The organism is Micromonospora coxensis (assembly GCF_900090295.1).
GTDB lineage: Bacteria > Actinomycetota > Actinomycetes > Mycobacteriales > Micromonosporaceae > Micromonospora > Micromonospora coxensis.
Genome location: NZ_LT607753.1, coordinates 1 through 21,807, shown reverse-complemented (window position 1 = coordinate 21,807; position 21,807 = coordinate 1). Strand labels below are relative to the sequence as shown.

20 protein-coding genes and 4 pseudogenes are annotated in these 21,807 nt (G+C 71.9%); 6 read left to right on the top strand and 18 right to left on the bottom strand.

Annotated features, from left to right (window positions below; genetic code table 11):
- Window positions 1-142 precede the first annotated feature (142 nt).
- Window positions 143-1,135 carry a glycoside hydrolase family 11 protein gene (locus tag GA0070614_RS00100; RefSeq protein WP_088974055.1) on the bottom strand — a complete coding sequence of 331 codons (993 nt, stop codon included), beginning with the start codon at window positions 1,133-1,135 and terminating at the stop codon, window positions 143-145.
- A 592-nt stretch (window positions 1,136-1,727) separates the two neighbouring features.
- Here GA0070614_RS00100 and GA0070614_RS00095 point away from each other — a divergent pair.
- Both GA0070614_RS00095 and GA0070614_RS00090 read left to right on the top strand, forming a co-directional pair.
- Window positions 1,728-3,176 (top strand): SDR family NAD(P)-dependent oxidoreductase, encoded by a 1,449-nt coding sequence (locus GA0070614_RS00095; protein ID WP_088974054.1) that lies wholly within the window; start codon window positions 1,728-1,730, stop codon window positions 3,174-3,176.
- A 76-nt stretch (window positions 3,177-3,252) separates the two neighbouring features.
- On the top strand, window positions 3,253-4,221 hold the full coding sequence (locus GA0070614_RS00090) for a cellulose binding domain-containing protein (RefSeq protein ID WP_157744844.1): 969 nt from the start codon (window positions 3,253-3,255) through the stop codon (window positions 4,219-4,221).
- A gap of 105 nt (window positions 4,222-4,326) precedes the next feature.
- On the opposite strand, the gene GA0070614_RS00085 is transcribed toward GA0070614_RS00090, so the two are convergent.
- Window positions 4,327-5,076, bottom strand: coding sequence for a restriction endonuclease (locus tag GA0070614_RS00085; protein ID WP_088974052.1), 750 nt, complete (start codon window positions 5,074-5,076; stop codon window positions 4,327-4,329).
- A gap of 705 nt (window positions 5,077-5,781) precedes the next feature.
- Between GA0070614_RS00085 and GA0070614_RS00080 the strand changes: the two genes are divergently transcribed.
- Complete coding sequence (locus GA0070614_RS00080; protein ID WP_088974051.1) at window positions 5,782-7,374, top strand: pectate lyase family protein; 1,593 nt, start codon at window positions 5,782-5,784, stop codon at window positions 7,372-7,374.
- Window positions 7,375-9,524: 2,150 nt separating this feature from the next.
- On the opposite strand, the gene GA0070614_RS00070 is transcribed toward GA0070614_RS00080, so the two are convergent.
- From GA0070614_RS00070 to GA0070614_RS31580, 7 genes and pseudogenes are all read right to left on the bottom strand, one after another.
- Window positions 9,525-10,562: an amidohydrolase family protein gene (locus GA0070614_RS00070; protein ID WP_197701385.1), complete on the bottom strand. Its 1,038-nt coding sequence runs from the start codon at window positions 10,560-10,562 to the stop codon at window positions 9,525-9,527.
- A complete protein-coding gene (locus tag GA0070614_RS00065) occupies window positions 10,559-11,146 on the bottom strand; it encodes an amidohydrolase family protein (protein WP_197701384.1) in 588 nt (195 codons plus the stop codon). The genes GA0070614_RS00070 and GA0070614_RS00065 overlap by 4 nt, the downstream gene beginning before the upstream one ends.
- 145 nt (window positions 11,147-11,291) lie before the next feature.
- Window positions 11,292-11,675: a hypothetical protein gene (locus GA0070614_RS00060; RefSeq protein WP_088974049.1), complete on the bottom strand. Its 384-nt coding sequence runs from the start codon at window positions 11,673-11,675 to the stop codon at window positions 11,292-11,294.
- Between the two features lie 513 nt (window positions 11,676-12,188).
- Entirely contained in the window at window positions 12,189-12,350 is a 162-nt protein-coding gene (locus GA0070614_RS30840) for a hypothetical protein (RefSeq protein WP_231933450.1), read from the bottom strand.
- Between the two features lie 80 nt (window positions 12,351-12,430).
- Window positions 12,431-12,837, bottom strand: a pseudogene (locus tag GA0070614_RS31590) (DegT/DnrJ/EryC1/StrS family aminotransferase); the annotation flags it as partial.
- Window positions 12,838-12,968: 131 nt separating this feature from the next.
- A pseudogene (locus tag GA0070614_RS31585) lies at window positions 12,969-13,124 on the bottom strand (DegT/DnrJ/EryC1/StrS family aminotransferase); the annotation flags it as partial.
- Between the two features lie 38 nt (window positions 13,125-13,162).
- Window positions 13,163-13,342: pseudogene (locus GA0070614_RS31580) on the bottom strand (DegT/DnrJ/EryC1/StrS family aminotransferase); the annotation flags it as partial.
- Window positions 13,343-13,611: 269 nt separating this feature from the next.
- On the opposite strand from GA0070614_RS31580, the gene GA0070614_RS00045 reads away from it, so the two are divergent.
- Window positions 13,612-14,661, top strand: coding sequence for a hypothetical protein (locus tag GA0070614_RS00045; RefSeq protein WP_088974047.1), 1,050 nt, complete (start codon window positions 13,612-13,614; stop codon window positions 14,659-14,661).
- Between the two features lie 44 nt (window positions 14,662-14,705).
- On the opposite strand, the gene GA0070614_RS30725 is transcribed toward GA0070614_RS00045, so the two are convergent.
- Window positions 14,706-14,867, bottom strand: a complete 162-nt coding sequence (locus GA0070614_RS30725; RefSeq protein ID WP_197701381.1) for a hypothetical protein — start codon at window positions 14,865-14,867, stop codon at window positions 14,706-14,708.
- 418 nt (window positions 14,868-15,285) lie between these two features.
- On the opposite strand from GA0070614_RS30725, the gene GA0070614_RS30720 reads away from it, so the two are divergent.
- The gene (locus tag GA0070614_RS30720) at window positions 15,286-15,765 is read left to right on the top strand and encodes a hypothetical protein (RefSeq protein WP_197701380.1); all 480 of its coding nucleotides are present in this window, start codon (window positions 15,286-15,288) and stop codon (window positions 15,763-15,765) included.
- Here the strand turns inward: GA0070614_RS30720 and GA0070614_RS00035 are convergent.
- From GA0070614_RS00035 to GA0070614_RS30715, 3 genes and pseudogenes are all read right to left on the bottom strand, one after another.
- Window positions 15,762-16,772: an NAD-dependent epimerase/dehydratase family protein gene (locus GA0070614_RS00035; RefSeq protein ID WP_088974046.1), complete on the bottom strand. Its 1,011-nt coding sequence runs from the start codon at window positions 16,770-16,772 to the stop codon at window positions 15,762-15,764. The genes GA0070614_RS30720 and GA0070614_RS00035 overlap by 4 nt on opposite strands.
- A 146-nt stretch (window positions 16,773-16,918) precedes the next feature.
- The gene (locus tag GA0070614_RS00030; protein WP_157744843.1) at window positions 16,919-17,800 is read right to left on the bottom strand and encodes a Gfo/Idh/MocA family protein; all 882 of its coding nucleotides are present in this window, start codon (window positions 17,798-17,800) and stop codon (window positions 16,919-16,921) included.
- Window positions 17,801-17,917: 117 nt separating this feature from the next.
- Window positions 17,918-18,406: pseudogene (locus tag GA0070614_RS30715) on the bottom strand (NAD(P)-dependent oxidoreductase); the annotation flags it as partial.
- 269 nt (window positions 18,407-18,675) lie between these two features.
- On the opposite strand from GA0070614_RS30715, the gene GA0070614_RS30450 reads away from it, so the two are divergent.
- Window positions 18,676-18,861: a hypothetical protein gene (locus GA0070614_RS30450; RefSeq protein ID WP_172892335.1), complete on the top strand. Its 186-nt coding sequence runs from the start codon at window positions 18,676-18,678 to the stop codon at window positions 18,859-18,861.
- A gap of 26 nt (window positions 18,862-18,887) precedes the next feature.
- On the opposite strand, the gene GA0070614_RS31495 is transcribed toward GA0070614_RS30450, so the two are convergent.
- The 5 genes from GA0070614_RS31495 to GA0070614_RS00005 all read right to left on the bottom strand — a co-directional run bounded on the left by GA0070614_RS31495 (window position 18,888) and on the right by GA0070614_RS00005 (window position 21,730).
- Window positions 18,888-19,172 (bottom strand): ABC transporter permease family protein, encoded by a 285-nt coding sequence (locus tag GA0070614_RS31495; protein WP_197701379.1) that lies wholly within the window; start codon window positions 19,170-19,172, stop codon window positions 18,888-18,890.
- On the bottom strand, window positions 19,145-19,501 hold the full coding sequence (locus tag GA0070614_RS31490; protein WP_197701378.1) for a carbohydrate ABC transporter permease: 357 nt from the start codon (window positions 19,499-19,501) through the stop codon (window positions 19,145-19,147). Before GA0070614_RS31490 ends, GA0070614_RS31495 begins: the two co-directional genes overlap by 28 nt.
- Window positions 19,465-20,175: a carbohydrate ABC transporter permease gene (locus GA0070614_RS30700; RefSeq protein ID WP_197701377.1), complete on the bottom strand. Its 711-nt coding sequence runs from the start codon at window positions 20,173-20,175 to the stop codon at window positions 19,465-19,467. Before GA0070614_RS30700 ends, GA0070614_RS31490 begins: the two co-directional genes overlap by 37 nt.
- 172 nt (window positions 20,176-20,347) lie before the next feature.
- Complete coding sequence (locus GA0070614_RS30695) at window positions 20,348-20,524, bottom strand: sugar ABC transporter permease (protein WP_197701376.1); 177 nt, start codon at window positions 20,522-20,524, stop codon at window positions 20,348-20,350.
- Window positions 20,525-20,719: 195 nt separating this feature from the next.
- Window positions 20,720-21,730, bottom strand: coding sequence for an extracellular solute-binding protein (locus tag GA0070614_RS00005; RefSeq protein WP_157744842.1), 1,011 nt, complete (start codon window positions 21,728-21,730; stop codon window positions 20,720-20,722).
- Window positions 21,731-21,807 lie beyond the last annotated feature (77 nt).

The following is a 21,807-nucleotide window of genomic DNA, read 5'->3' as shown; positions in this document are numbered from 1 at the left end:
CGCCGGGCAGGGCACTTCGTCCGGGGACTTCGTCACGGCCCGGGTCACGGTCATGGACCTGGACCGGTTCGACCTCGCCCGACGGGTCCGGGCCCGGTCACCGGGAGGTGGCCGGGCCCGGTCGCGGCGCGGGCGCCGACGGTCAGCCCGTGCTGCAGGAGACCGTGGGCCAGGTCCAGTTGCCGTTGTGCTGGATGGTCACGCCCCAGTTGTTGCCGTTGCCGTTGGGCCGGGCGGTCAGCACCTGGGCGCTGGGGTAGCTGGCGCTGACGTTCCAGGTCGCGATGACCTTCGCGGGCGACGGGACGGTCATCGTCACGGTCCAGTTGGTGGCGCCCGAGACGGAGACGTTGAGGTTGTACCGGTCGCTCCACTGCTGGCCGGCGGAGAGCGTCGCGGTGCAGCCGCCGCCACCGCCCCCACCGCCGCCGCCTCCACCACCGGAGGAGCCGCCGAGCGTGATGTTGGAGCTGCCGCTGCTCTGGTATCCCTCGGTCGCCATGATCATGTAGTTGTGGGTACCCATGTTCATGCCGTTGCGGGCCCACGCGTCGAAGTGGTTGCCGCTGGTGATGGTGCCGCCCGTCCGCTTGGCCTGCCGGACGCTCCAGAACTGCTTGAAGGTCGCGGTGCCGATGATGGAGGGGGCGTTGTACCGGGTCGTCTCGTAGATGTCGTACGTGCCGCCGTCGCTGGTGACCGTGCCCTTGTACGTCCCGGTGGGCCGGTAGGTGCCCCAGTTGTCGACGATGTAGTACTCCACGAGCGGGCTCGTCGTCCAGCCGTAGAGGGTCAGGTACGCGTTGCCGGACGGGTTGAAGCTGCCCGAGTAGCTCACGCTGCGGCGGCCGCCGGTGCTCCAGCCCTTGCCGGCGACGAAGTTGCCGGTGTTGCGCCACGAGGTGCTGTAGTTGCCGCCGGAGCCCAGTTCCATGGAGACCGTTCCGGGGCTGTCGGTCCAGAACGAGTAGAAGTAGCCGTCGTGGGTGCCGGTCTGGTTGGAGGTCACGGCCGCGTGGGCGGCGCCGGGCAGCAGCATCGTGGCGGCGACCAGCAGGACGGCACAGGCGCCGCTGACGAGCAGCCTGAGGGGGCCGCGTCGGCGACCCTTCGGGGGTGCGGGGGCGTCGTTCATGTTCGTGCTTCCTCCTCGGGACGGGAGCCGGGCAGCGCGACACGACGTGCCGGGACGTGGGGTGGCCGGGACGGGCGCCCATGCGTCGGACGTCGCACCGCGCGGCGAGGTGGGCCGGTCGCCGGGTGCCCGACGACCGGGGAAACCGGATCCCGGCGGGGCGATCCGGATCGACAGTGGTGGAAGCCTGCCGATGCCGAAAGCATCGGCCGGACACCGACGGGTGTCAACAACTTTCGGAAATGTTTCAGTGACACGATCATGGCCCGGCTCGCGCCCTCTACCCTGATCCGCGACCCGTCGCCGACTCCGTGCGATGACCGGCTCCACCCTCCGTCGAGCAACGGGCGCGGACTGTGCCGGCGGAAGTTTCGATACCTTTCGGAGCCTGCACCCACCGACCGGCTCCGTCCCGCTCTTTCGGCACGGCGCGCCGCGCACGGCTCCGTACGCCAGACAGGCCGACGCGGCGGCGGTCGGACCCACCGGCAGGTGCGGGATGCGTCGGCGGCGGTGCGGTGCGTACAGTTCCGGGTCGGACGTGGGGCGGGCCGGGGAGATCCGGCGCAGGGAACGGAACGAGACAGCACGGATGACGGCGGACACCACTGCACACAGCGGTCAGAACGGAATCGACCCGAGCCTGCTGGAGACCTGCCTCGGCGTCTTCGAGGCGCTGGAGTCCCTGCCCTCCGATCACCCGGACGTGGTGCGGGTACAGCGGGCGACCGCGAAGCTCTACAAGGTGATCAAGCAGCGGCGGCGGGAGGAACGGCGGGAGGCCCTGCTCACGGCCGACCGCGCGGTGACGGCCGCCACCGCCACCGGCGCGCCGGGGCGGATCGACGACGAGACCCAGGGGATCCCGCTGGCCTCCCCCACCACCGGCGCCACCGCCGGCATCCTGCACCACCCACGCGGCTGCTACGTCTGCAAGCAGCGCTACCGCGAGGTGGACGCCTTCTACCACCAGCTCTGCCCGCCCTGCGCCGCGCTCAACCGGGAGCGCCGCGACGCCCGCACCGACCTGACCGGCCGGCGCGCGCTGCTCACCGGCGGCCGGGCGAAGATCGGCATGTACATCGCGCTGCGGCTGCTGCGCGACGGCGCGCACACCACGGTGACCACCCGGTTCCCGCACGACGCGGTGCGCCGGTTCGCGGCGATGCCCGACAGCGCGGACTGGCTGCACCGCCTGCGGATCGCCGGGATCGACCTGCGCGACCCGGCCCAGGTGATCGCCCTCGCCGACTCCGTCAGCGCCCAGGGGCCCCTGGACATCCTGATCAACAACGCGGCGCAGACCGTCCGCCGCTCACCCGGGGCGTACGCGCAGCTCGTCGCCGCCGAGGCCGCGGCCCTGCCGGACGGCCCCCTGCCCGAGATGATCACGTTCACCAAGGCGGGCGGCGGGGGCGAGCCGGCCGGCCTGCCGCAGTCGAGCGGGATCACCCCGCAGGCGCTGACCGCCCTGGCGCTGACCAGCGGCTCCGCCTCACCGGAGCGGATCGCGGCGGCCACCGCCATCGACGCCGGCGGCCTGGTGCCGGACCTCGACCCGGTCAACAGCTGGGTGCAGCGGGTGCACGAGGTCGACCCGGTCGAGCTGCTCGAGGTGCAGCTGTGCAACGTGACGGCCCCGTTCGTGCTGGTCAGCCGGCTGCGGCCGGCGATGGCCGCAGCACCGGCGCGGCGCAAGTACGTGGTGAACGTCTCGGCGATGGAGGGGCAGTTCTCCCGCGGCTACAAGGGGCCGGGGCACCCGCACACCAACATGGCCAAGGCGGCGCTGAACATGCTGACCCGCACCAGCGCGCAGGAGATGCTGACCGACGGCATCCTGATGACCAGCGTCGACACCGGCTGGATCACCGACGAGCGGCCCCACCCGACGAAGATGCGGCTGGCGGAGGAGGGCTTCCACGCGCCGCTGGACCTGGTCGACGGCGCGGCCCGGGTGTACGACCCGATCGTCCGCGGCGAGCAGGGCGAGGACCTGTACGGCTGCTTCCTCAAGGACTACGCGCCCTGCCCCTGGTGAGCGCCGCGCGCCGCCGTCGCACATCCTGCGCCCGGCCGATGTCATCGATCGACAGATGTCTCTACAATCCGGGGGCATGAGACTCCGCGCCGTTCTCCCGCGTCGGGCCGTCCGACTCGCCACGGCGGTCGTCGTGGGCCTGGCCGCGATCATCGTGCTGCCCGCGCCCGCACACGCGGCGACCGCGTCCTTCGTCAAGACGAGCGAGTGGTCCAGCGGTTACGTCGGCACGATGACCGTGCGCAACGACAGCGACGTGACGCTGACCTCCTGGCGGGTGGAGTTCGGCCTGCCGGCCGGCACCACGCTCGGCTCGCACTGGAACGCCCAACTGACCCGCGCCGGTGACCGTCTCGTCTTCACCAACCTGTCCTGGAACGGCACGCTTACCGCCGGCGCCTCGACCAGCTTCGGCTGGGTGGCCGAGGGCCACGGCGCTCCCCAGGGCTGCACGGTCAACGGCGCACCCTGCGCCGGCCCGACGCGGGTCGACGTGACCCCACCGTCGACCCCCGGCAACGCCCGCTACCTCGCCGGCCCGACGACCACCCTCACCTGGGAGCCGTCGACCGACGACACCGGCGTGGTCGAGTACCAGATCTTCCACCGCACCACCCTGGTCGCCAGCACGACGGCGACGAGCTTCAGCATGCCGACGCCGCCGCCGATGGTCACCACCTACGGGGTACGCGCGCTCGACGCGGCCGGCAACATCTCCCCGTTCGCGCCGATCCACTTCGGGCAGGTGCCGGACTCCACGCCACCGACCGCCCCGGCGAACCTGCGGATCGGGGGCCTCTCCCAGGGCAACCTGGCGGTGCGCTGGGACGCCGCGACGGACGAGACGTTCCTCGTCGGCTACGAGGTCTACCTCAACGGCACGCTGATCAGCACGGTCGGCGGCACCAGCGGGTACGTCCCGTACCACGGCTACGGCACGTATTGGGTGCGGGTGCGCGCCCGGGACAGCTCGGGCAACCTCGGGCCGTACGCCGAGGTGGGTCTGGCGATCGACCCGCCGCCACCCACGCCTGCCGTACGTTGACCTCAGCCCGCCGGCGAGGGCCGGCGAGCGGCGGCGCCCGGGGCACCCGGGTGGTCCCCGGCCCGTGTCACGCCTGCTCCGGTGGCCGCGCCCACCGCATCGGGGCTACTGCCGCACCCCTGGATGAGCCGACTCCGGAGATTCCTCCTCGGGGACCCCGGGCGACGAGGCGACGATCCCCGAAACGATCAGCGCGAGGGACACACCGATCCACACCGCCATGACGATCTTGTTGCCGAACGACCCCAGTTTGACCGCCAGGCAGACCCACGTCAGCAGGAGCACAATGCCGCACCCCAATCGGCCCCGTCCCGGGGATTCGGGCTTCTCCGCCTCCCCGGCCGACCGCTTCGCCGCTACAGCCCTCAGTCCGGTCGCCACCTGTGCCAACACGACTGCTCGCGCCGCAGGGTCTCCGTACTCCGCATCACCACCCGTGGCGGCGCGTGTCCGTCCGGTCGCGAGCCGCTGAGCGTCGAGCCGTTGCAGGAAGGCGTGGGCGACGGCGTTCTCGGGTGCCATCGCACCCGAGAGCGTGTACTTGAACAGACAGATGTCCATGTCATTCGCGTACTCGACGGCGTGCGAGGAGAATCCGGCGCCGGAGAAGGCGAACAGGGCTTTCTCGATGTCGCGCCCCCGGGCGCCGACCAGGCGCTGCAACACGGGGCGACCGATCTGCACCGCTTCGAACTTCACCTGGGCGAGCGCTCGGCGTGACCAGACGTCCACGCCGGAGTCGGCGCCGCCCTCGGTGGTCCTCGCATCACTGAAGCCCCAGTACCGCATCCACTCCGCTGCGTTCGACTCAGCCCTCTGCCAACTGTCGATCGCCCGCGGCTGCGGTTCCGTCAAGGGTTCCTCCTCAGATGACCGTGAAGGTCGCGACCCGCACAGGGAGTGCACGACAAGCTCGAGCCGTCCTCCGACGGCAGACGAGCAGGGTAGCGGACCCCACCAGGGCGGATTCGAACGCCGGCCGGTGGGAGCGTCACCGCCATGGGCAGCCGGTGTGGGAGCAGCGGGTCGCTCGGATCATCCGCCCGCCGAGCTTGGTCGACCTCACCTCGCCGCGCACCGCGCGGCCACCGATCGCTGTGCCGCAGCTACCGGTAGCGAGGAACAAAGCAACCTTGTACCGCAATCCGGACAGCCCCTTGCCACACCCATAGACACCTCCCTATCCTCGGCTCGGAAAGCGCTTTCCAGAGCGAGGTGGAACGTCCCGGCGGAGGCGACCATCGGGGCATCCACACTGACCTCGGGTGTCCGGTGTCCGCGCCGCGAGGTGGCAGTGCCTCGCGGCGCACGCCTCGGCCGACGACTCCGGCCGTCGGTGGCGACACGACCCGCAGCAGTGGACGGCTCACGGTTACGGGGACGTCGCGGGCAGGCGTCCGCGCAGGTCGGCACGACTGCAGCGCCACCGCCGATCGACACCGTGAAGAGCACCACCTCGCGTCGAGCAGCGACCTGTCCGGCGGCAGGCGACAGCTCGACGGCCTGCCCGGACGACCACCTCGGGCACCACCACCACCGCAGTTCAGAGAGTAGGACCGAATGAGACGACCAGTCGTACGAGGACTCCAGGCGGCGCTGGCCACGACGGCCATCGGAGGCGTGATCGCAGTAGTGGCCCTGGCGGCGCCGCAGGCATCGGCAGCGGTCGGCAGCGCCACCGGCTTCGCGACGCAGAACGGTGGGACGACCGGTGGCGCCGGCGGGCAGACGGTGCGCGCCACCACGGGGACCCAGATCCACGCGGCCCTGTGCAATCGGGCCAGCAGCAGCACCCCGATCATCATCCAGGTCGAGGGGACCATCAACCACGGCAACACCAGCAAGGTGTCGGGCGGAAGCTGCAGCACCGCGGACGGCGTGATCGAGCTGAAGCAGATCAGCAACGTCTCGATCATCGGCGTCGGCAGCGGGGCGGTCTTCGACCAGCTGGGCATCCACATCCGCGACTCGCGCAACATCGTCATCCAGAACGTGACCGTCCGCAACGTCAAGAAGTCCGGCTCGCCCACGTCCAACGGCGGTGACGCCATCGGCATGGAGAGCAACGTCCGTAACGTCTGGGTCGACCACGTCACCCTGGAGGCCTCGGGCGGGGAGTCCGAAGGCTTCGACGGCCTCTTCGACATGAAGGACAACACCCAGTACGTGACGCTGTCCTACAGCATCCTGCGCAACTCCGGCCGGGGCGGACTCATCGGCTCCAGCGAGAGCGACCGCTCCAACGGCTACGTCACCTTCCACCACAACCTGTACCAGAACATCGACTCCCGCACGCCCCTGCTGCGCGGCGGCATCGCCCACATCTACAACAACCACTACGTGGGCCTGCACGAGTCCGGCATCAACTCCCGCGCCGGCGCCAAGGCCAAGGTCGACAACAACTACTTCAAGGACTCCAAGGACGTCCTGGGCACCTTCTACACCAGCGAAGCCGGCTACTGGCAGGTCAGCGGCAACACCTTCGACAACGTGACCTGGTCCAGCCGCAGCAGCGAGAACAACCCCGCCGGCCCCAACCCGCAGTCCAACACCACCGTCAGCATCCCCTACACCTACCGCCTCGACGCGGCCAACTGCGTGCCGAGCGTCGTCAGTCAGACCGCCGGCGCCAACAAGGGCCTGCAGGTGTCGGACGGCAACTGCACGCCGCAGTCGCCGACGGCGGGACCGACCAGCCCCACCCCGGGTCCGACCAGTCCCACGCCGGCACCGACCACCCCCACCCCGGCGCCGACCAGCCCCACGCCGGGCCCGACCCAGCCCGGTGGGACCAACCTCAGCATCGGGGCGGGCTCCGACGGTTCCAGCAAGGCCGACGGGACGAGCTACGGCAACGTGCGCGACGGCAACCTGAGCACCTACTGGTCGCCGGCGGGCGCGACCGGTTCCGTCTCGATCAAGTGGGGCTCGGCCACCACGGTCTCCACGGTGGCCATCCGTGAACCGTCGGGCACCCAGGGCTCCATCGGATCCTGGCAGGTCATCAACTACAACACCGGCGCCGTCCTGGCCTCCGGCAGCGGCGCGGGCGTCATCGGCATCCCCCGGACCTCACTGACCAAGATCACCTTCAAGATCAACAGCTCGAACGGCACGCCGAAGGTCGCCGAGTTCGAGACGTACGCCGGGTAGCAGCGCAGCGGCACCGTCCGTAGGCCCGGGGCCTGCCGGGAAGCAGCGGCCCGTCCGGCATCGACGTACGCCGCCGCCACCGATCCGCACCGCAACCGAGGGGCGGGGCCGTCCTCCACGACGCCCCGCCCCTCGGCCTGTACGCGCGACCCGTCGCCGGCCGCCAGCGACGTGTGGACGCCGCACGACGTCGTCACCGACCGCGCGCTCCGCCGGCACGCCGGGCCGTCCGAGCGGCCGGGACGACAGGCGGACCACCCCGCCCTCATCGACGACGGCCAGCCGGCCGCGAGCGCGTCGGGCAGCACGTCGGCGCGGTGTGTCCGGCATGGACGCGGAGCCGCCCGCACCCTTGACGCATCCCGAGCCCCCCGATTAAGGTCCGGGCCGTAATGATGCTGACGAACGGAGATGCTGATGCCCCTGAGCCGACGCACACTTCTCGCGGGTAGCGCCGCCACCGGAGCGGCCCTGGCAGTCGGGCAGGGCACGTTCCTCGCGCCGGCGTCCGCAGCGGAGGACGCTCTCACGCCGACCAGTTTCGGACCGGCCTCATTGACCGCTGCGGTCCGTGGCGCCGCCGTCATCGGCGACAGCGTCTTCATCACCTCGCGGTTCAACACCCCTGAGGGCAGGATGCGTCTGGGCGAGTTCGACGTGCACACCGGTGAGAACCGCGCGATCGTCGATCTGCCGATCCCGAGCAACGGCGGTCAGAAGGCGGCGGCAGATGGGCGCTACGTCTACCTCGGTCCGGCCGGCAGCGCGTACGTCTACCGCTACGATCCGCAGAGCCGTGAGGTCGTGGCCTGGTCCCGAGCCGGCGGGGCCACCACCTGGTACTACGACATGGTGGTGCACGGGGAGCACCTGTACATCGGCACGTACCCGGACTGCACGGTCAAGCGGATCCGACTGGCCGACGGCAGCGTCGAGACGTACGGCCGGATCTCCACCTCCCAGTACGCGGCGGCCGTGGCGGTCGACGACGAGTACGTCTACGGCGGGTCGGCCGCCCCCGGCACCCTGCTGAGGTGGCCGAAGGCCGGCGGAGCGCCGACCAACCTGACGTCGTACCTGAGCTCCTCCCCCGTCGGCATCCTCGACATGCTGGTCCACGACGGTGTCGTCTACGTGGCCTGCGGCCGGCAGCTGATCTCCTTCGCTCCGGACGGCTCCGGCCGGGTGTCGCGCGACATCCCGGCCGAGGACCGCTACATCGACCAGCTGACGGTCGGCAGCGACGGCACCGTGTACGCGCTGTGCCGGCTGACCACCAACCTGTACGAGGTGACGGCCGACGGCCTGGCCAAGGTGGGACAGCCCCTGGCCAACGTGGAGAACCAGTTGCTCGCGCCGCTGCCCGGTGGCGCGCTGCTCGGGGTGACCGGGCTCGGGCACGTGTGGAAGGCGACCCCGGGCGGCGCGGCGACCGTGTGGCAGACGGCCACCCGCGGCTTCGGCTACCCGGAGACGATCCAGTCGATGATGCGGCACACCCGCAACACGATCTGGGTGGGCGGGCACTACGCGATGACGGTGCACCGGCCGGAGGCCGGCACGAGCGACCGTTTCGACATCAACGGTGAGGTCAAGGCGATGGCCGAGGGCAAGGCCGGTGTCGTGTACGCCGGCCTGTACCCGAGCACGCAGATCGTGTCGGTCGACCCGGACAGCTTCGACGTCACGGTGCTCGGGCTGCTCGGCAACGAGCAGCTGCGCACCAAGCGGATCCACCACGACAAGCCCCGCAACCAGCTGATCGTGGCCTCCAGCCCGCAGACCACCAGGCACACCGGCGCGCTGACCTTCATCGACCTGACCGACAACAGCTTCGACACGCACCGGGAGTTCCTGCCCGAGCAGAGCGTGATGGACGTCGTGGTGCAGGGCACCACCGCGTACCTCGCCGGTGACACCTACGGTGAGGGCACCAGCGGCCCGATCCGCAAGGTCGCGCAGGTGGCGGCCGTCGACATCGTCACCCGGCAGCTGCTGTGGCGCGAGGAGATCAAGCCGGACTGGCTGTCGTACGAGAGCCTGCACGTGGTGGGCAACCTGCTGTACGCCATGGGTCGCCGCCCGCGCGGCGCGTGGTTCGCCTACGACCTGCACACCCGCAGGATCGTGATGGAGGGCGACCTGGGCGGCTACGGCCAGTTCAACGGGGTCGACGGTCGGGTGTTCTCCTGGGTGCACTGGACCAACGACATCTGCGAGCTGCCGACGGTGCCCGGCGGCGAGACCACCGTGCTGTACGACAACGTGCCGCGCGGCTGGTACAACAACCCGTCGTTCCACTTCACCCCGGACGGCAGGGCCACCTGGGGCATGCTCGGCAACGACCTGGCCCGGTTCCCGCTGCCGAAGAAGTAGTCGGCGGGCGTACGACGGCGGGGGCCGCTTCCCGGTTCGGGAGGCGGCCCCCGCGTCGTGTGCGCGGGGGTCGGGGTCAGCCGTCGACGTCGAGCCGGAACAGGTCGGCGGCGTTGCGGCCAGGCGACCCGCTCGGCCAGCTCGGGGTCGAGGTCGGCGGCGAGCACGGCCCCGTAGGCGGCGGCCGGGTCGATGAGGGTGGCGTCGGTGCCGAACAGCAGCCGCCGGGGGTCGACGGCCGCCGCGACCGCGGCGAAGCGTCCGGCCTCGGTGTGGGAGAAGCAGGGTTCGAGCCAGAGGTTGTCCACCGCGTTCGCGGCCTCGACGGCATGGCGCCACCCGTTGGCGCCCATGTGGCCCGCGATGGCCCGCAGCCGGGGGATGTCGGCGCAGGCCTGGGCCAGGTCCAGCGGGGTGGCGTCCCAGGTGTGCACCAGGGCGGGCAGGTCGTGCGCGGCGACCAGCTCCAGGGCCGCCCGGGTCTGGGGGGAGGCCACCGGGGACCCCGTGTAGTCGGTGTGGATCTTCACCCCGACGAATCGGCCCGTGGGCAGCAGCTCCCGCAGGTCGCGTTCGGCGTCGTCGAGCCGGCGCGGGTTGACCGTGAGGTAGCCGAGCAGCCGGTCGCTGTCCTCCAGCGTGCGGGCCATCGCCCGGTTGCCGGCGGTCACGTCGTAGATCACCGCCTCGGTGGCCGAGACGACGGCGAGGTCGATGCCGTAGCGGTCCATGACGGCGAGGTTGGTGGCGAGGTCGCCGACCTGCATGCTGAAGAACCACGGCCCCCAGTGGGCGTGCACGTCGATGATCATGCCGGCGGCTCCAGGATCCGGTGGGCGTTGCCGCCGGCCACGGCGGCGACCTGGTCCGGCGTGAGGCCGCTGCGGGCCAGCCGCAGCCGGGGTACGACGGCCTCGTACCAGGGGGTGCGGGAGCCGTAGAGCAGACGGTCGACGCCCAGGTGCTCCGCGACGGTCTCCAACGCGTCGGGAGAGTTGAGCAGGCGGGTCGAGGTGTGGAAGCCCGGTTCGTCGCGGGCGGCGACCACGAAGTCGCCCAGGTGGTAGAAGTGCGTGTCGAGGAAGACGACGGTCGTGCCGCGCAGTGGGCGCCAGAAGCGGCGCACGTCGCCGCCGGCGAGGATCACCAGGCCGGCCCGGGCGGCGCGGCGGGCCACGTGCCGTACCGACGGGAAGTCCGCCTCGACCCGTTGCTCGTCGGGGAAGAGCCGCACGGCGCGTACGCCCCGCTCGGCCAGCCGGTCGATCTCCCGCTCGGCGCCGAGCGGGTCCCGCAGGTCGACTGCGCCGACCGGGAGCACGCGGGGCCCGGCGAGGGCCGCGGCCTCGTCGTTGCCGTCGGCGACGTCGAACAGGGCGGCGCGCAGGCTGGCCACGGCCGCCCGGGCGATGCCGTGGGTGGACAGCGCGGCGATGACCTGGCGTGTGTCTGCGTCGGGACCCGGGTCGGTCGGGGTGGCCGTCCGACCAGCACGTCGACGTCGAGGGTGACCGCCGGCAGGTCGCCGGCGACGAACGGGTTCACGCTCGCCTCGCCACGGCCAGCACCCGGGCACGGTCGTCCTCGGTCAGCGCCGGGCCGTACGGGTCGACGGCGTAGCCGGGCGGGATGCGGCCCTCGTCGGCGGCGATCCAGAGCATGCGACGCACGTAGCCCTCCATGGGCTCGGTGAAGGTCACCTCGGCGAGCCGGTCCAGGCGCGCGGAGGCGGCGACGAAGTCGGCGTAGCGCTGCTCGGCGAAGGCACGCAGCACGGTGGCGGCGACGGGCACCGCGGCGGCGGCGAGACCGACCAGGGCGGCCTGGGCGCCCCACATCAGCGACGGCCCGAACATGCGGTCCTCGCCGGTGACGGCGAGGCGGTCGGCGGCGTGGGCGGCGGCGAGGGTGGCCTGGCAGGCCATCGCGTCGTGCAGCCGGGCGACCTTGACGCCGGCGACGCCGGGGTGGTGAGCAGGGCGGTGAGGTGGGCCGGGCGGTAGGGCCGCAGGTACAGGTCGAAGGCGAGCATGGGCAGTCCCGAGGCCTGCCAGATCGCGTCGTGGTGGGCGAGCGGGTCGCCGTCGACGGGGAAGAGCAGCACGCCGGCGGCGCCGAGGCTGGCGGCCCGGGCGGCCTCGGTGGCGACCTGGTCGGTGTGCTCCCCCGGCCGGGCCGCCCACGCCGACGATCACCGGCACGCCGGTGTCGACCGCGCAAGCCGGTGATCCACGTCGCGGGTGGCCGGCGTCGAGGTGTGGGCCGCGGCCGGTGTGGGCGAGGACGGCGAGGGCGTCGGCGCCGTCGGTGAGCAGGCCGCGCAAGGTACCGCCGGCACAGCGCGGGGTCGGTGGCGCCGGTGGCGTCCATGGGGGTCGCGGCAGCGGCGACGAGCTGCCAGCGCAGCCGGTCGCGCAGGGCGGCGGCGGCCGGGGCGATCACGAGGTCACCGCGACACGGACGGCGTGGGCGATCTCGTCGACGTGCGCGTCGGTGTAGCGCTCGTTCCAGTCGATCACCAGCAGGGTGGAGTCGACGAGCCGTTCGGCGACCGGGCACAGCCCCGGCCCATAGGTGGGCAGCCGGTCGGCGGGCGGCACCGCGAGCGGATAGCGGGAGCTGCCGTAGATGGGGCCTCGGTGAGCGCGGGCGCGCAGTGCAGCGGCTGGTCGAGGTAGCCGGGGCGGGCGGGGATTCCGGCGGCGGCGAGACGGGCGGCGACGCTGCGGTTGTCCAGCGGTGGTCGCAGCACGATCGGGAACAGCCACCAGGCGTGCGCGTCGACGTCGGTGGGCAGGTGCAGGCCGGGCACGTCGGACAGGGCGGCGTGCAGCCGGGTCGCGGTGCGGCGTCGGTCGGCGAGGACGCCGGAGAGTTTGGCGAGCTGAGCCCGGGCGACGGCGCCGGCGAGTTCGGTCATCCGGTAGTTGAGGCCGAGGCCGACGTGCTGGCGGCGTCCGCCGTCGCGGGGCCAGCCCTTGTCGGCGAACAGGCGCATCGCCGGGCGAGCGCCGGGTCGTCGGTGATGGCCAGCCCTCCGTCACCACAGGTGATGTGCTTCCACTGCTGGAGGCTGAAGCAGCCGATCGCGCCGGCGGTGCCGACGAGGGTGCCGTCGGGATAGCGGGCGAGCCACGCCTGCGCAGTCCTCGATCAGCGGCACACCGGCGTCGGCGGCGACGGCGCGCAGGTCGGCGGCGGCGCCGAAGGTGCACCGCGATGATCGCGCGGGTGCGCGGTCCGATCGCGGCGGCGACGGCCGCGGGGTCGAGATTGCCGGTGTACGGGTCGACATCGGCGAAGACCGGCACGGCGTTCTGCGCCAGGATGGGCGCGACGGTGCCGAAGTCGCTGATGGGCGAGGTGATGATCTCGTCGCCGGGGTCGGGGGCGACGGGGCGACGGCCAGGTGCAGCGCAGCGGTGCCGGAGCTGGCGGCCACGGCGTGCGAGACTGCGTGACGGTCGGCCATCTCGCGTTCCAGGGCGCGCACCTCGGTGCCCCACACGGAGCTGAGCATGCCCGTCCGGAGCACCCGGGTGACGCCGTCGATCTCCTCCTGCCCGAGGGTTCGACCGTCGGCGTCGGCCATGCTGGGAAACGACACGTACCCTCCCGGGGTTTCACCAATACCGGGCCTGACCGTAATCTTGAGCTACGGAACATGCAACCCTTCGACAGGAGGCCGGGCGTGACCATCGAGATCGGTCGTCGGACCGCACGACCTGGTCGACGACGTGGCAGCCACCTGCGAGGAGCAGCCGGGTGTCACCGTGCGGCGGCTGCACTACGACCACGAGTCGCAGGCGCCGGCCCTGGTGGAGGCCCACGGCGCGCACGTGCAGGCGTGGCTGTTCACCGGTGTGGTGCCCTACACCCCTGGCGCGGCGGGCGAACGTCCTGCACCGTCCGGCGGCCTTCGTCGACTACACCGGGGCGACGCTGCTGCAGGCCACGGTGCGGCTGCTGCGCGACGGGCACGACGTGGCCCGCATCTCGATCGACACGGTCACCGGCGCGGACGTGGCGGCGACCTTCGGGGAGGCGGGACTGCCGGTCGACCAGGTGCGCTGCCTGCCGTACCGGGGTCAGCTCAGCTCCGACGACGTGGTGGCCTTCCACCGCCGTCAGCACCGCGCCGGCGCCCGGGTCGCCGTCACCTGCATCAGTTCGGTCTACGAGGTGCTGCGGCACGAGATGCCGGCGTACCGTCTCGCCCCGTCGGCGCATTCGGTGCGTACAGCGCTGCGCCAGGTGCTGCTGCACGCCGACAGCCAGGCCCAGGAGGACGCCCAGATCGCGCTCGGCCTGGCCAGCCTCTCCGACGGCGACGGCGGGCTGCTCAAGGAGGTCGCCGCCCTCGGTGCCACGCTGGCGCGGTTCGCACCGGACACCTACCTGATCGTCACCACCCGCGGGCCGCTGCACGACGCCACGGCGGGGTTCACCACGTTGCCGATGCTGCGCCGCCTCGCCGACCGGCACGAGCGGGTGCAGATCGGCTTCGGGCTCGGCCGCAGCGCGGCGGAGGCGGAGAACCTGGCCCGCCGCGCGTTGAGCCGCGCCCGCCGGGTCGGGCCCACCACGGCGGTGCTGTCGCTGCGCGGCGACACCGACATCGTGCTGGAGACGACGATGCCGCCGCCGCAGCCCGCCGAGGCCAATCTGGCGGTTGTCGCACAGCGGGTCGGCCTGTCGGTGCCGACCCTGCTGCGGCTGCGCGAGGTCCGTGCCGCCGCCGGTGAGACGCCGCTGACCAGCCGGGAGGTGGCCGAGCATCTCAGCGTGCAGCAGCGCACGGCCCGCCGGATGCTGCACCGCCTCGAGCTGGCGGGTCTGGCCGAGCGGCTGGGCAACCTGGCCTCCGGCACCAGCGGTCGCCCGCTGACCCTGTACCGCCTGACCCTCTGACCGGCCGGCCCGCGCCCCCGTGGCGCGGGCCGGCCCCGGCAGGGTCAGGACATCCACTGGTCCAGGTGCTCGGCGACGAAGTCGTCGTCGCGCAGGTGCGGGTACGCCGCGTGGACGCGGTCGAGTTCGGCGAGCTGGCCGGGCGAGAGCTCCTCGGCCGGGTCGAGGCACCAGCGGCCGGCCAGCAGCCCCTGGCGGCGCAGCACCTCGTGGATGCCGGGGATGCAACCGTGGTAGCCGTTCGCGGCGTCGAAGATGGCGGCGTTGGCGTCGGTGAGGTGCCCGTCCAGGGTGAGCAGGCGGCAGCGCGGCGTCGTCGCCGCCGCGGGCGGCCCGGGCGTCGTCGAGCAGGCCCACCGCGGTGCGCGCCCACACGGCCCACTGCCCGAGCAGTCCGCCGACGAACTCCACCTGCACCGGCTGCCCGTCCACCACCACCCGGTGCGGAGCGACCAGGTCGGCGAGGATGTGGTCGTTTGCCGGTGTACAGGGCCAGGTCGCCCTGGCGGCCGGCGGCGCACACGCCGTGCAGCACGTCCAGGGTCCGGTAGCGGTCGAAGGGTGCCACCTTGATGCCGACCACGGACTCCAGCGCGGCCAGTCGCGCCCAGAAGCCGCGGACAGTTGCCGACCGCCGACGGCGGGTTGCAGGTAGAAGCCGATGACCGGCAGCACCTCGCCGACGGCGCGGGCCCGCTCGATCAGGGCGTCCTCGTCCAGCGGGGCGTACGGCGACAGCAGCACCAGGTGGTAGCCGAGCGAGGCGGCGAGTTCGGCCTCGCGGACCGCCTGGGCGGTGTCGCAGGCGCCGGCGACCATGACGGCCTCGGAGCCGGCGGCGGTCTCGGCGGCCAGTTCCAGCACGGGAGCGAGCAGACCGACCTTGGGGTCGTGGATGGCGAACTGGGTGGTGTGCACGCCGACGGCGATGCCGCCGGCGCCGGAGGCGAGGTAGTAGCGGGTCAGCGCCCGCTGCCGGCGCTCGTCGAGGCGACGCTCGGCGTCGAGGGCGAGCGGGTGGGCGGGAATGGCACAGCCCCGCGCGAACCGCGCCAGGGCGGTGGTCTGTCGGGTGTCCGATGCGGTCAACACGGTCTCTCCTAGAAATTGCCGTCGCGGCGCTGGAATCCGGTCGGCTTGCCGAGCAGGGGATTGCCGTCGGCGACCCACTGCGCCGTCAGGTCGATCAGCTCGGCGACCGGCACGTCGGGGTATCCGAAGAGCCGGTGGCAGAGCTGGGCGTTGGACAGCAGCGCGGTCGGTGCCTCGGTGCCGGTGAGGTGCGCCTCGCGGCCCATCCGGCGGCCAGGGCGGTGGGCGACCTGGCGGATGGAGACCAGCTCCGGCCGGTCAGGTTCAACACGAACGGCGGCGTCGCCGTGTGGTGCAGGGCGCAGGGTGACCTCGTTGGCGTAGCCCTGCCAGACGATGTTGGCGTGCCCCATGGTCAGGTCGATCGGGTGTCCGCCCAGGACCGCGGCGGCGACGTCGACGAGGACGCCGTAGCGCATCTCGACGGCGTAGTTGAGGCGGATCAGCGCCATCGGGGTGTCGTCGCGCACGCTGAAGTGGCTCAGCACGCGTTCGCGGCCGAGGCAGGACATGGCGTACTCGCCGACGGGCTGTACCGGGGTCTGCTCGACGCAGCCGCCGGTGGTGACCGGCACCAGGGGGTAGACGTTGCCGGTGCTCAGCGCGACGATGCGCGAGCCGGCGAAGCGCTGTGCGACGCGCCCGGGCAGGTAGGCGTTGGTGGCCCAGGTGGCGTGCTCCCGGCCGGAGGTGCCGAACTTCGCCCCGACGAGGAAGAGCACGTTCGCCGCGTCGGGCAGGGCGGCCAGGGCGGCGTCGTCGGCGACGTCGGCCTCGACGATCACCGCGCCCTGGGCGCGCAGGGCGTCGGCGAGTCCGGGTTCGGAGAAGCGGGACACCGCGATCACCCGGGCGCCGGTGCCCGCCTCGGCGACGCCGCGCAGCGCCAGCCGCACCAGGCTCGGGCCGAGTTTCCCGCCCGCCCCGAGGATGAGGATGTCGCCGTCGAGCTTGCGCAGGTCCACCAGGACGTCCCGCGGGCGCGAGAGCCGCTCCTCCAGTTCCGCCACCGTACGCATGACAGCCACACCCCTTCCTGATTAACGGTCATGACCGTAACTTCCGTCTGTGGGGGCGTCAAGAGCCGTAGGGCCTGCCTCCCGATGGGAGACAGGCCCTGCGCGTGAATTACGGACGCGCCCCTCGCGCGCGACGTCGGGCGATCTCAGGCCAGCGCCCGGGCGGAGGTGAGCACGTCGAGCACCGCGCGGGTCTGCGACCACGGCACCGGACTCGGCGCGCCGCCCACCATGGCCACGAACGCCTCGACGGTGGACCGGTACCCCAGCTCCTCCGCGCCGCCACGCAGGAGCACCCGACGTTCTCCGTCGACCGTGTGCACGGTGACCTCGTACGTCTCGGCGGCGCTGACCCCGAGCACCTCGACGGTGCCGGTCACCCCGTCGTCCCAGCGCAGCGCGAGCACGCCGGTGTCCTCCGAGCGCAGACCGTGGTGGCGGCGCACCGCGCCGGCGGCGCCGACCAGCCGTACCGCCGGACCCAGCAACGCCACCAGCAGCTCCACCCCGTGCAGGCCCATCATGACCAGGGTGCCGCCGCCCACCGCCGGGTCGTCCTGCCAGGGGTTGTAGCCGGTGGCCCACAGGCCCACGTCGTGGCGCACCGTCGCCCGGACCGCCAGCACCTGCTCGCGCGGCACGTCGAACGCGACGAACTGCGGGGCGAAGCGCAGCACGGAGGAGGTCAGCACCAGCTCCGGCGCCCGCGAGACCACCCGTTCCAGCTGGTCGAGCTGCTCACGGGTGGCCGCGGCGGGCTTGTTGACGAAGCACGGCAGCCCGCGGTGCAGGACCTTGTCCAGTGCCGGCGGCACGTCCGGGGTGGGCACGGTGAGGACCACGCCGTCCGGGTCCGCGGCGAGCAGCGCGTCGAGGTCGGGCAGCACCGTGGCGTGCGGGTGTTCGGCGCGGAAGCGGTCCAGCCGGTGCGGGTCGGGCTCCCACACCGTCAACTGCGCGACGTCGCGCAGCGCGCGGGCGTCGGTGTAGGGGTGGCTGGTGGCGAGTCCGGCGAGGGCGATGCGCATGATCGCAGAGGCTACTCAGTGTCGCGGTGGGCCCGCCACCGCAGGTCAGCACGGCCACAGGCGCGCCGGCGCCGGTGACGGGAGCTGGTCATCCCGTGCTGGTGAGCAGGTCCGGGGTCACCTCGTGACGCAGCGGCTCACCGCGCAGGAACCGCGCGACCTCCGCCGCCACGATCGCCCCGGCCGCCGCCGCGACTGCACCGTCCCCGCCGACTCGTGCGGGGTCAGCAGCACGTTCGGCAGCGCCCGCAGCGGGTGGTCCACCGGCAGCGGCTCGGCGTCGAAGACGTCCAACGCCGCGTCGATCCTGCCGGTGGACAGGACGGCCAGCAGCGCGGCCTCGTCGACCAGCGCGGCGCGGGCGGTGTTGACCAGCAGGGCGCCGTCGGGCAGCAGGGCCAACTCCCGCGCGCCGATCATCCCGGTGGTCTCCGGCAGCACCGGCGCGTGCAGGGAGACCACCAGCGAGCCGGCCAGCAGGTCGTCCAGGTCGACCCGCGTCGCACCGAGCCGATCGGCCTGCTCGGCCGACAGGTACGGGTCGGCGACCAGCACCCGCGCGCCGAGCGCCCGGACCAGCTCGAGGTAGGCCCGGCCGGTCCGGGACGCGCCGACGACCCGACGATGGCGCCACGTAGTTCCTGACGCGGCGGGCGGCCTTCGCCGTCGCCCAGTCCTCCCCGGTACGCAACGCGTGGTCGAAGCGGTGCAGCCGGTGCAGCAGGGCGAGGGTGAGCGCGAGGGCCTGCTCCCCCGCGTAGGCCATCGCGTCGCCGGCCTGGGTGACGCGTACGCCCCGGGCGAAGCTGGCCGGGGTGACGAACGGTTTCACGCTGGCCCCGGTGTGCGCGAGCAGACGCAGCCGGGGAGCCGCGGTGAGCAGCTCGGCGGTCAGCGCGGCGGTGCCCCAGCCGGTGACGACGACGTCGGCGTCGGCGAGCAACGGGGCCAGTACCGCCGGGTCGCCGACGTCGGCGTCGGGCGGTGGCCCGCAGCCGGCCCAGTCGGGCCAGCTGCGCCACCGTGGCGTCGTCGAGGAACATCTGCCGCACCTGTGGTGACACCGCCAGCGCGATGACGGTGCCGCTCATCCCTTGATGCCGGTGGTCGCGACGCCCTCCTGGAAGTAGCGCTGCCCGATCAGGTAGGCCATGAAGATCGGTACGAAGGCCACCACCGAGCCCGCCAGCAGCATGTTCAACGCGACGTTCTCCTGTTGCAGGGAGGCGATGCCGGTGGTCAGGGTACGCATGTCCAGGCTCTGTCCCACGATGAGCGGCCAGAGGAAGTCGTTCCAGTGCCAGAGGAAGACGAACACGCCCAGGGTGGCGAGGATCGGCTTGATCAGCGGCAGCACGATCGAGACGTACACCCGCCACTCGAGCAGCCGTCGAGGCGGGCCGCCTCGAACAGTGAGTCGGGCAGCGAGGCGATGAACTGTCGCATGAGGAACACCGCCTGGGCGTTGGCCAGGGTCGGCAGGATCATGCCCCAGTAGGTGTCGACCCCGCCCAGCTCGGAGATGACGATGAACGTCGGGATCATGGTCACGTGGTACGGCACCATCAGCATGGCCAGGAACGACCAGAACATCGTCTCCTTGCCGGGGAAGCGCTTCTTGGCGAAGGCGTAGCCGGCCATCGAGGCGAACAGCAGCACCCCGATCACCGACACCACCGAGTAGACGATGGTGTTCCACATCCAGCGCAGCACGCTCTTGGCGCCGATGACCTGGTCGTACGCCTCGGTGGAGATCGGCCAGGGCAGCAGGCTGTCGGGGAAGGTGACCGGGCCGTCGGTTTGAACGACAGCACGACCATCGCGTAGAAGGGGAACAGGGTGATCGCCGCGCCGATCAGCAGCAGCACGGTACGGGTGACGAGCCAGCTCCGGCCGGGTCGACCCACCCGGTACGGGCGTCGACGCCCGCCGGCGGGGGCCTCGGCGACGACGGCGACGGGCGGGGGTGCCACGGTGTCGGTCATTCTTCCCTCCCGAGGGTCTTTGGCCAAAACGAACGACAGCGCCACCCCGATGGCGCTGGCGTAGCCCAGGTCGAAGTACTTGAAGCCCTGGTCGTAGAGGAGGTAGACCAGGCTGTAGCTGGCGCGCACCGGGCCGCCGCCGGTCATCACGTAGATCATGTCGAAGACCTGCACCGCCACGGTGGTCTCGATGACGGCCACGAAGAACAGCGCGGGTCGCAACTGCGGCAGCGTGACGTAGCGGAACCGCTGCCAGGCCGAGGCGCCGTCGGTCAGCGCCGCCCTCCAACTCGGCGGGGATGTCCTGCAGGCGGGCGAGCAGGATGAGCATGCCGTAGCCGAAGCGGGACCAGACCGAGACCAGCACCAGCGCGGGGACGACCAGCACACTGTCGGCCAGCCAGGAACCGGCCGGCAGGCCCAGCGCGCCCATCGCCCGCGACCAGGGGCCCACCCTCGGCGAACACCCAGGTGAAGACCACCCCGGCCAGCACCAGGCTGGTCACCACCGGCAGGAAGAACACCGACCGGAACAGCTTCACGCCGCGGAACACCCGGCGGGTCAGCAGGGCCACGCCCAACGACGCAGCATCGACAGGGGCACCGACAGCGCGGTGAACACGACGGTCACCCGTAGCGCCGACCAGAACGTGGGATCGTCGAGCAGCCGGCGGAAGTTCTCCAGGCCGACGAGGCCGGTGTCCCCGCCGATGGTGTAGTCGGTGAATCCGAGGAACACCCGGCGATCGCCGGCCCGAACGGAACAGGGCGAACAGCACCAGGAACGGCAGGACGAACAGCAGCGCCGTCCCGGCTTCCCGGGCGGACGGACGACGGACGCGTCGTTGGCGACGCACCGGTAGTGCAACCATCTGGCAACCTTTCCGAGGCCCTCGCGGTGGTGGGGTCACCACCACCGCGAGGCCCGTGGTGACTAGCCGAGCAGCGGGTCGGCGGCCTTGGCCGCGTCGTCGAGCGCCTGCTCGACGGACTTCTTGCCGAGCAGGGCGGCCTGGATCTCCGGGGCGAGCACACCCTGGACGTCGCGTGCCTTCTCGTTGAGCGGGCCGACGGTGCTGTTGGCGACCTGCTTCTCCTGCTCACCGAGGACCGGGTCGGAGGCGTAGAGCGCGCCGACCGACTTCTTGGCCGAGAAGAAGCTGGCGGCCAGGTCGTACTTCTTGGAGTTCTCGGCGTTGGAGGCGAACGCGATCCACTTGCCGGCCGCGTCCTTGTTCTTCGAGTTACGCAGCATCGACAGGGAGCCGACGGTGCCGTAGCCGATCTGCTTGGACTCGGTGAAGTGCGGAAGGGCCTGGATGTTCTCCTTGCCCCAGAACTTCTCGATCTCGGCCGGCAGGACGTGCCAGACGCAGCCGACCTTGTTCTGCGCGATGCGGGTCTGCTCGATGGCGGCAGGGTGGTGAGCAGGCTCTTGTCCACGTAGCCGCCGTCGACGAGCTGCTTGGCGAAGCTCAGCGCCTTGCGGCCCTCGGGCCGTTGAAGGCGACCGACTTGCCGTCGGGCTGAACACGTCGCCACCGGCCTGCCACAGCAGCGGGTAGAAGGTCTGGTTGAGGGTGTTCTTGACGTCGCCGGCGTACGCGGTGACGTCGTAGCCCTTGGCCTTGAACGCCGGCGCCATGGCCAGCAGGTCGTTCCAGCTGGTCGGGTAGCTGGTCTGGCCGACGGCGGCGAAGACCTTCTTGTTGCAGATCGGGGTCACCGCGCTGGTGAGCACGGGGGCGCCCATCATCTTGCCGTCGATGGTGACGGACGTGACGACGTTGGGCAGGTAGTCGGCCTTGGCGGCGTCGTCGAGGTACTTGTCGACCGGCTCGATGTTGCGGGCGTACTTGGGCAGCTGGTCGGGGATGAGGTAGACGACGTCGGGCCCTTGTTGCCGGCGATCGCCGTGGCCAGCGCCTGGTCGCGGTTGGCCCACGGGAAGATCTCGGTCTTGACCTCGACGTCCGGGTTGGCCGCCTGGAACGCCTTGGCCGTCTCGTCCCAGTACGCGCG

Excerpts from the sequence above, each read along its gene's own strand:
- GA0070614_RS00100 (WP_088974055.1), bottom strand. The coding sequence starts at position 1,135 with ATGAACGACGCCCCCGCACCCCCGAAGGGTCGCCGACGCGGCCCCCTC.
- GA0070614_RS00095 (WP_088974054.1), top strand. The coding sequence starts at position 1,728 with ATGACGGCGGACACCACTGCACACAGCGGTCAGAACGGAATCGACCCG.
- GA0070614_RS00090 (WP_157744844.1), top strand. The coding sequence starts at position 3,253 with ATGAGACTCCGCGCCGTTCTCCCGCGTCGGGCCGTCCGACTCGCCACG.
- GA0070614_RS00080 (WP_088974051.1), top strand. The coding sequence starts at position 5,782 with ATGAGACGACCAGTCGTACGAGGACTCCAGGCGGCGCTGGCCACGACG.
- GA0070614_RS00070 (WP_197701385.1), bottom strand. The coding sequence starts at position 10,562 with ATGATCATCGACGTGCACGCCCACTGGGGGCCGTGGTTCTTCAGCATG.
- GA0070614_RS00060 (WP_088974049.1), bottom strand. The coding sequence starts at position 11,675 with ATGGCCTGCCAGGCCACCCTCGCCGCCGCCCACGCCGCCGACCGCCTC.
- GA0070614_RS00035 (WP_088974046.1), bottom strand. The coding sequence starts at position 16,772 with ATGCGTACGGTGGCGGAACTGGAGGAGCGGCTCTCGCGCCCGCGGGAC.
- GA0070614_RS00030 (WP_157744843.1), bottom strand. The coding sequence starts at position 17,800 with ATGCGCATCGCCCTCGCCGGACTCGCCACCAGCCACCCCTACACCGAC.
- GA0070614_RS31490 (WP_197701378.1), bottom strand. The coding sequence starts at position 19,501 with ATGTGGAACACCATCGTCTACTCGGTGGTGTCGGTGATCGGGGTGCTG.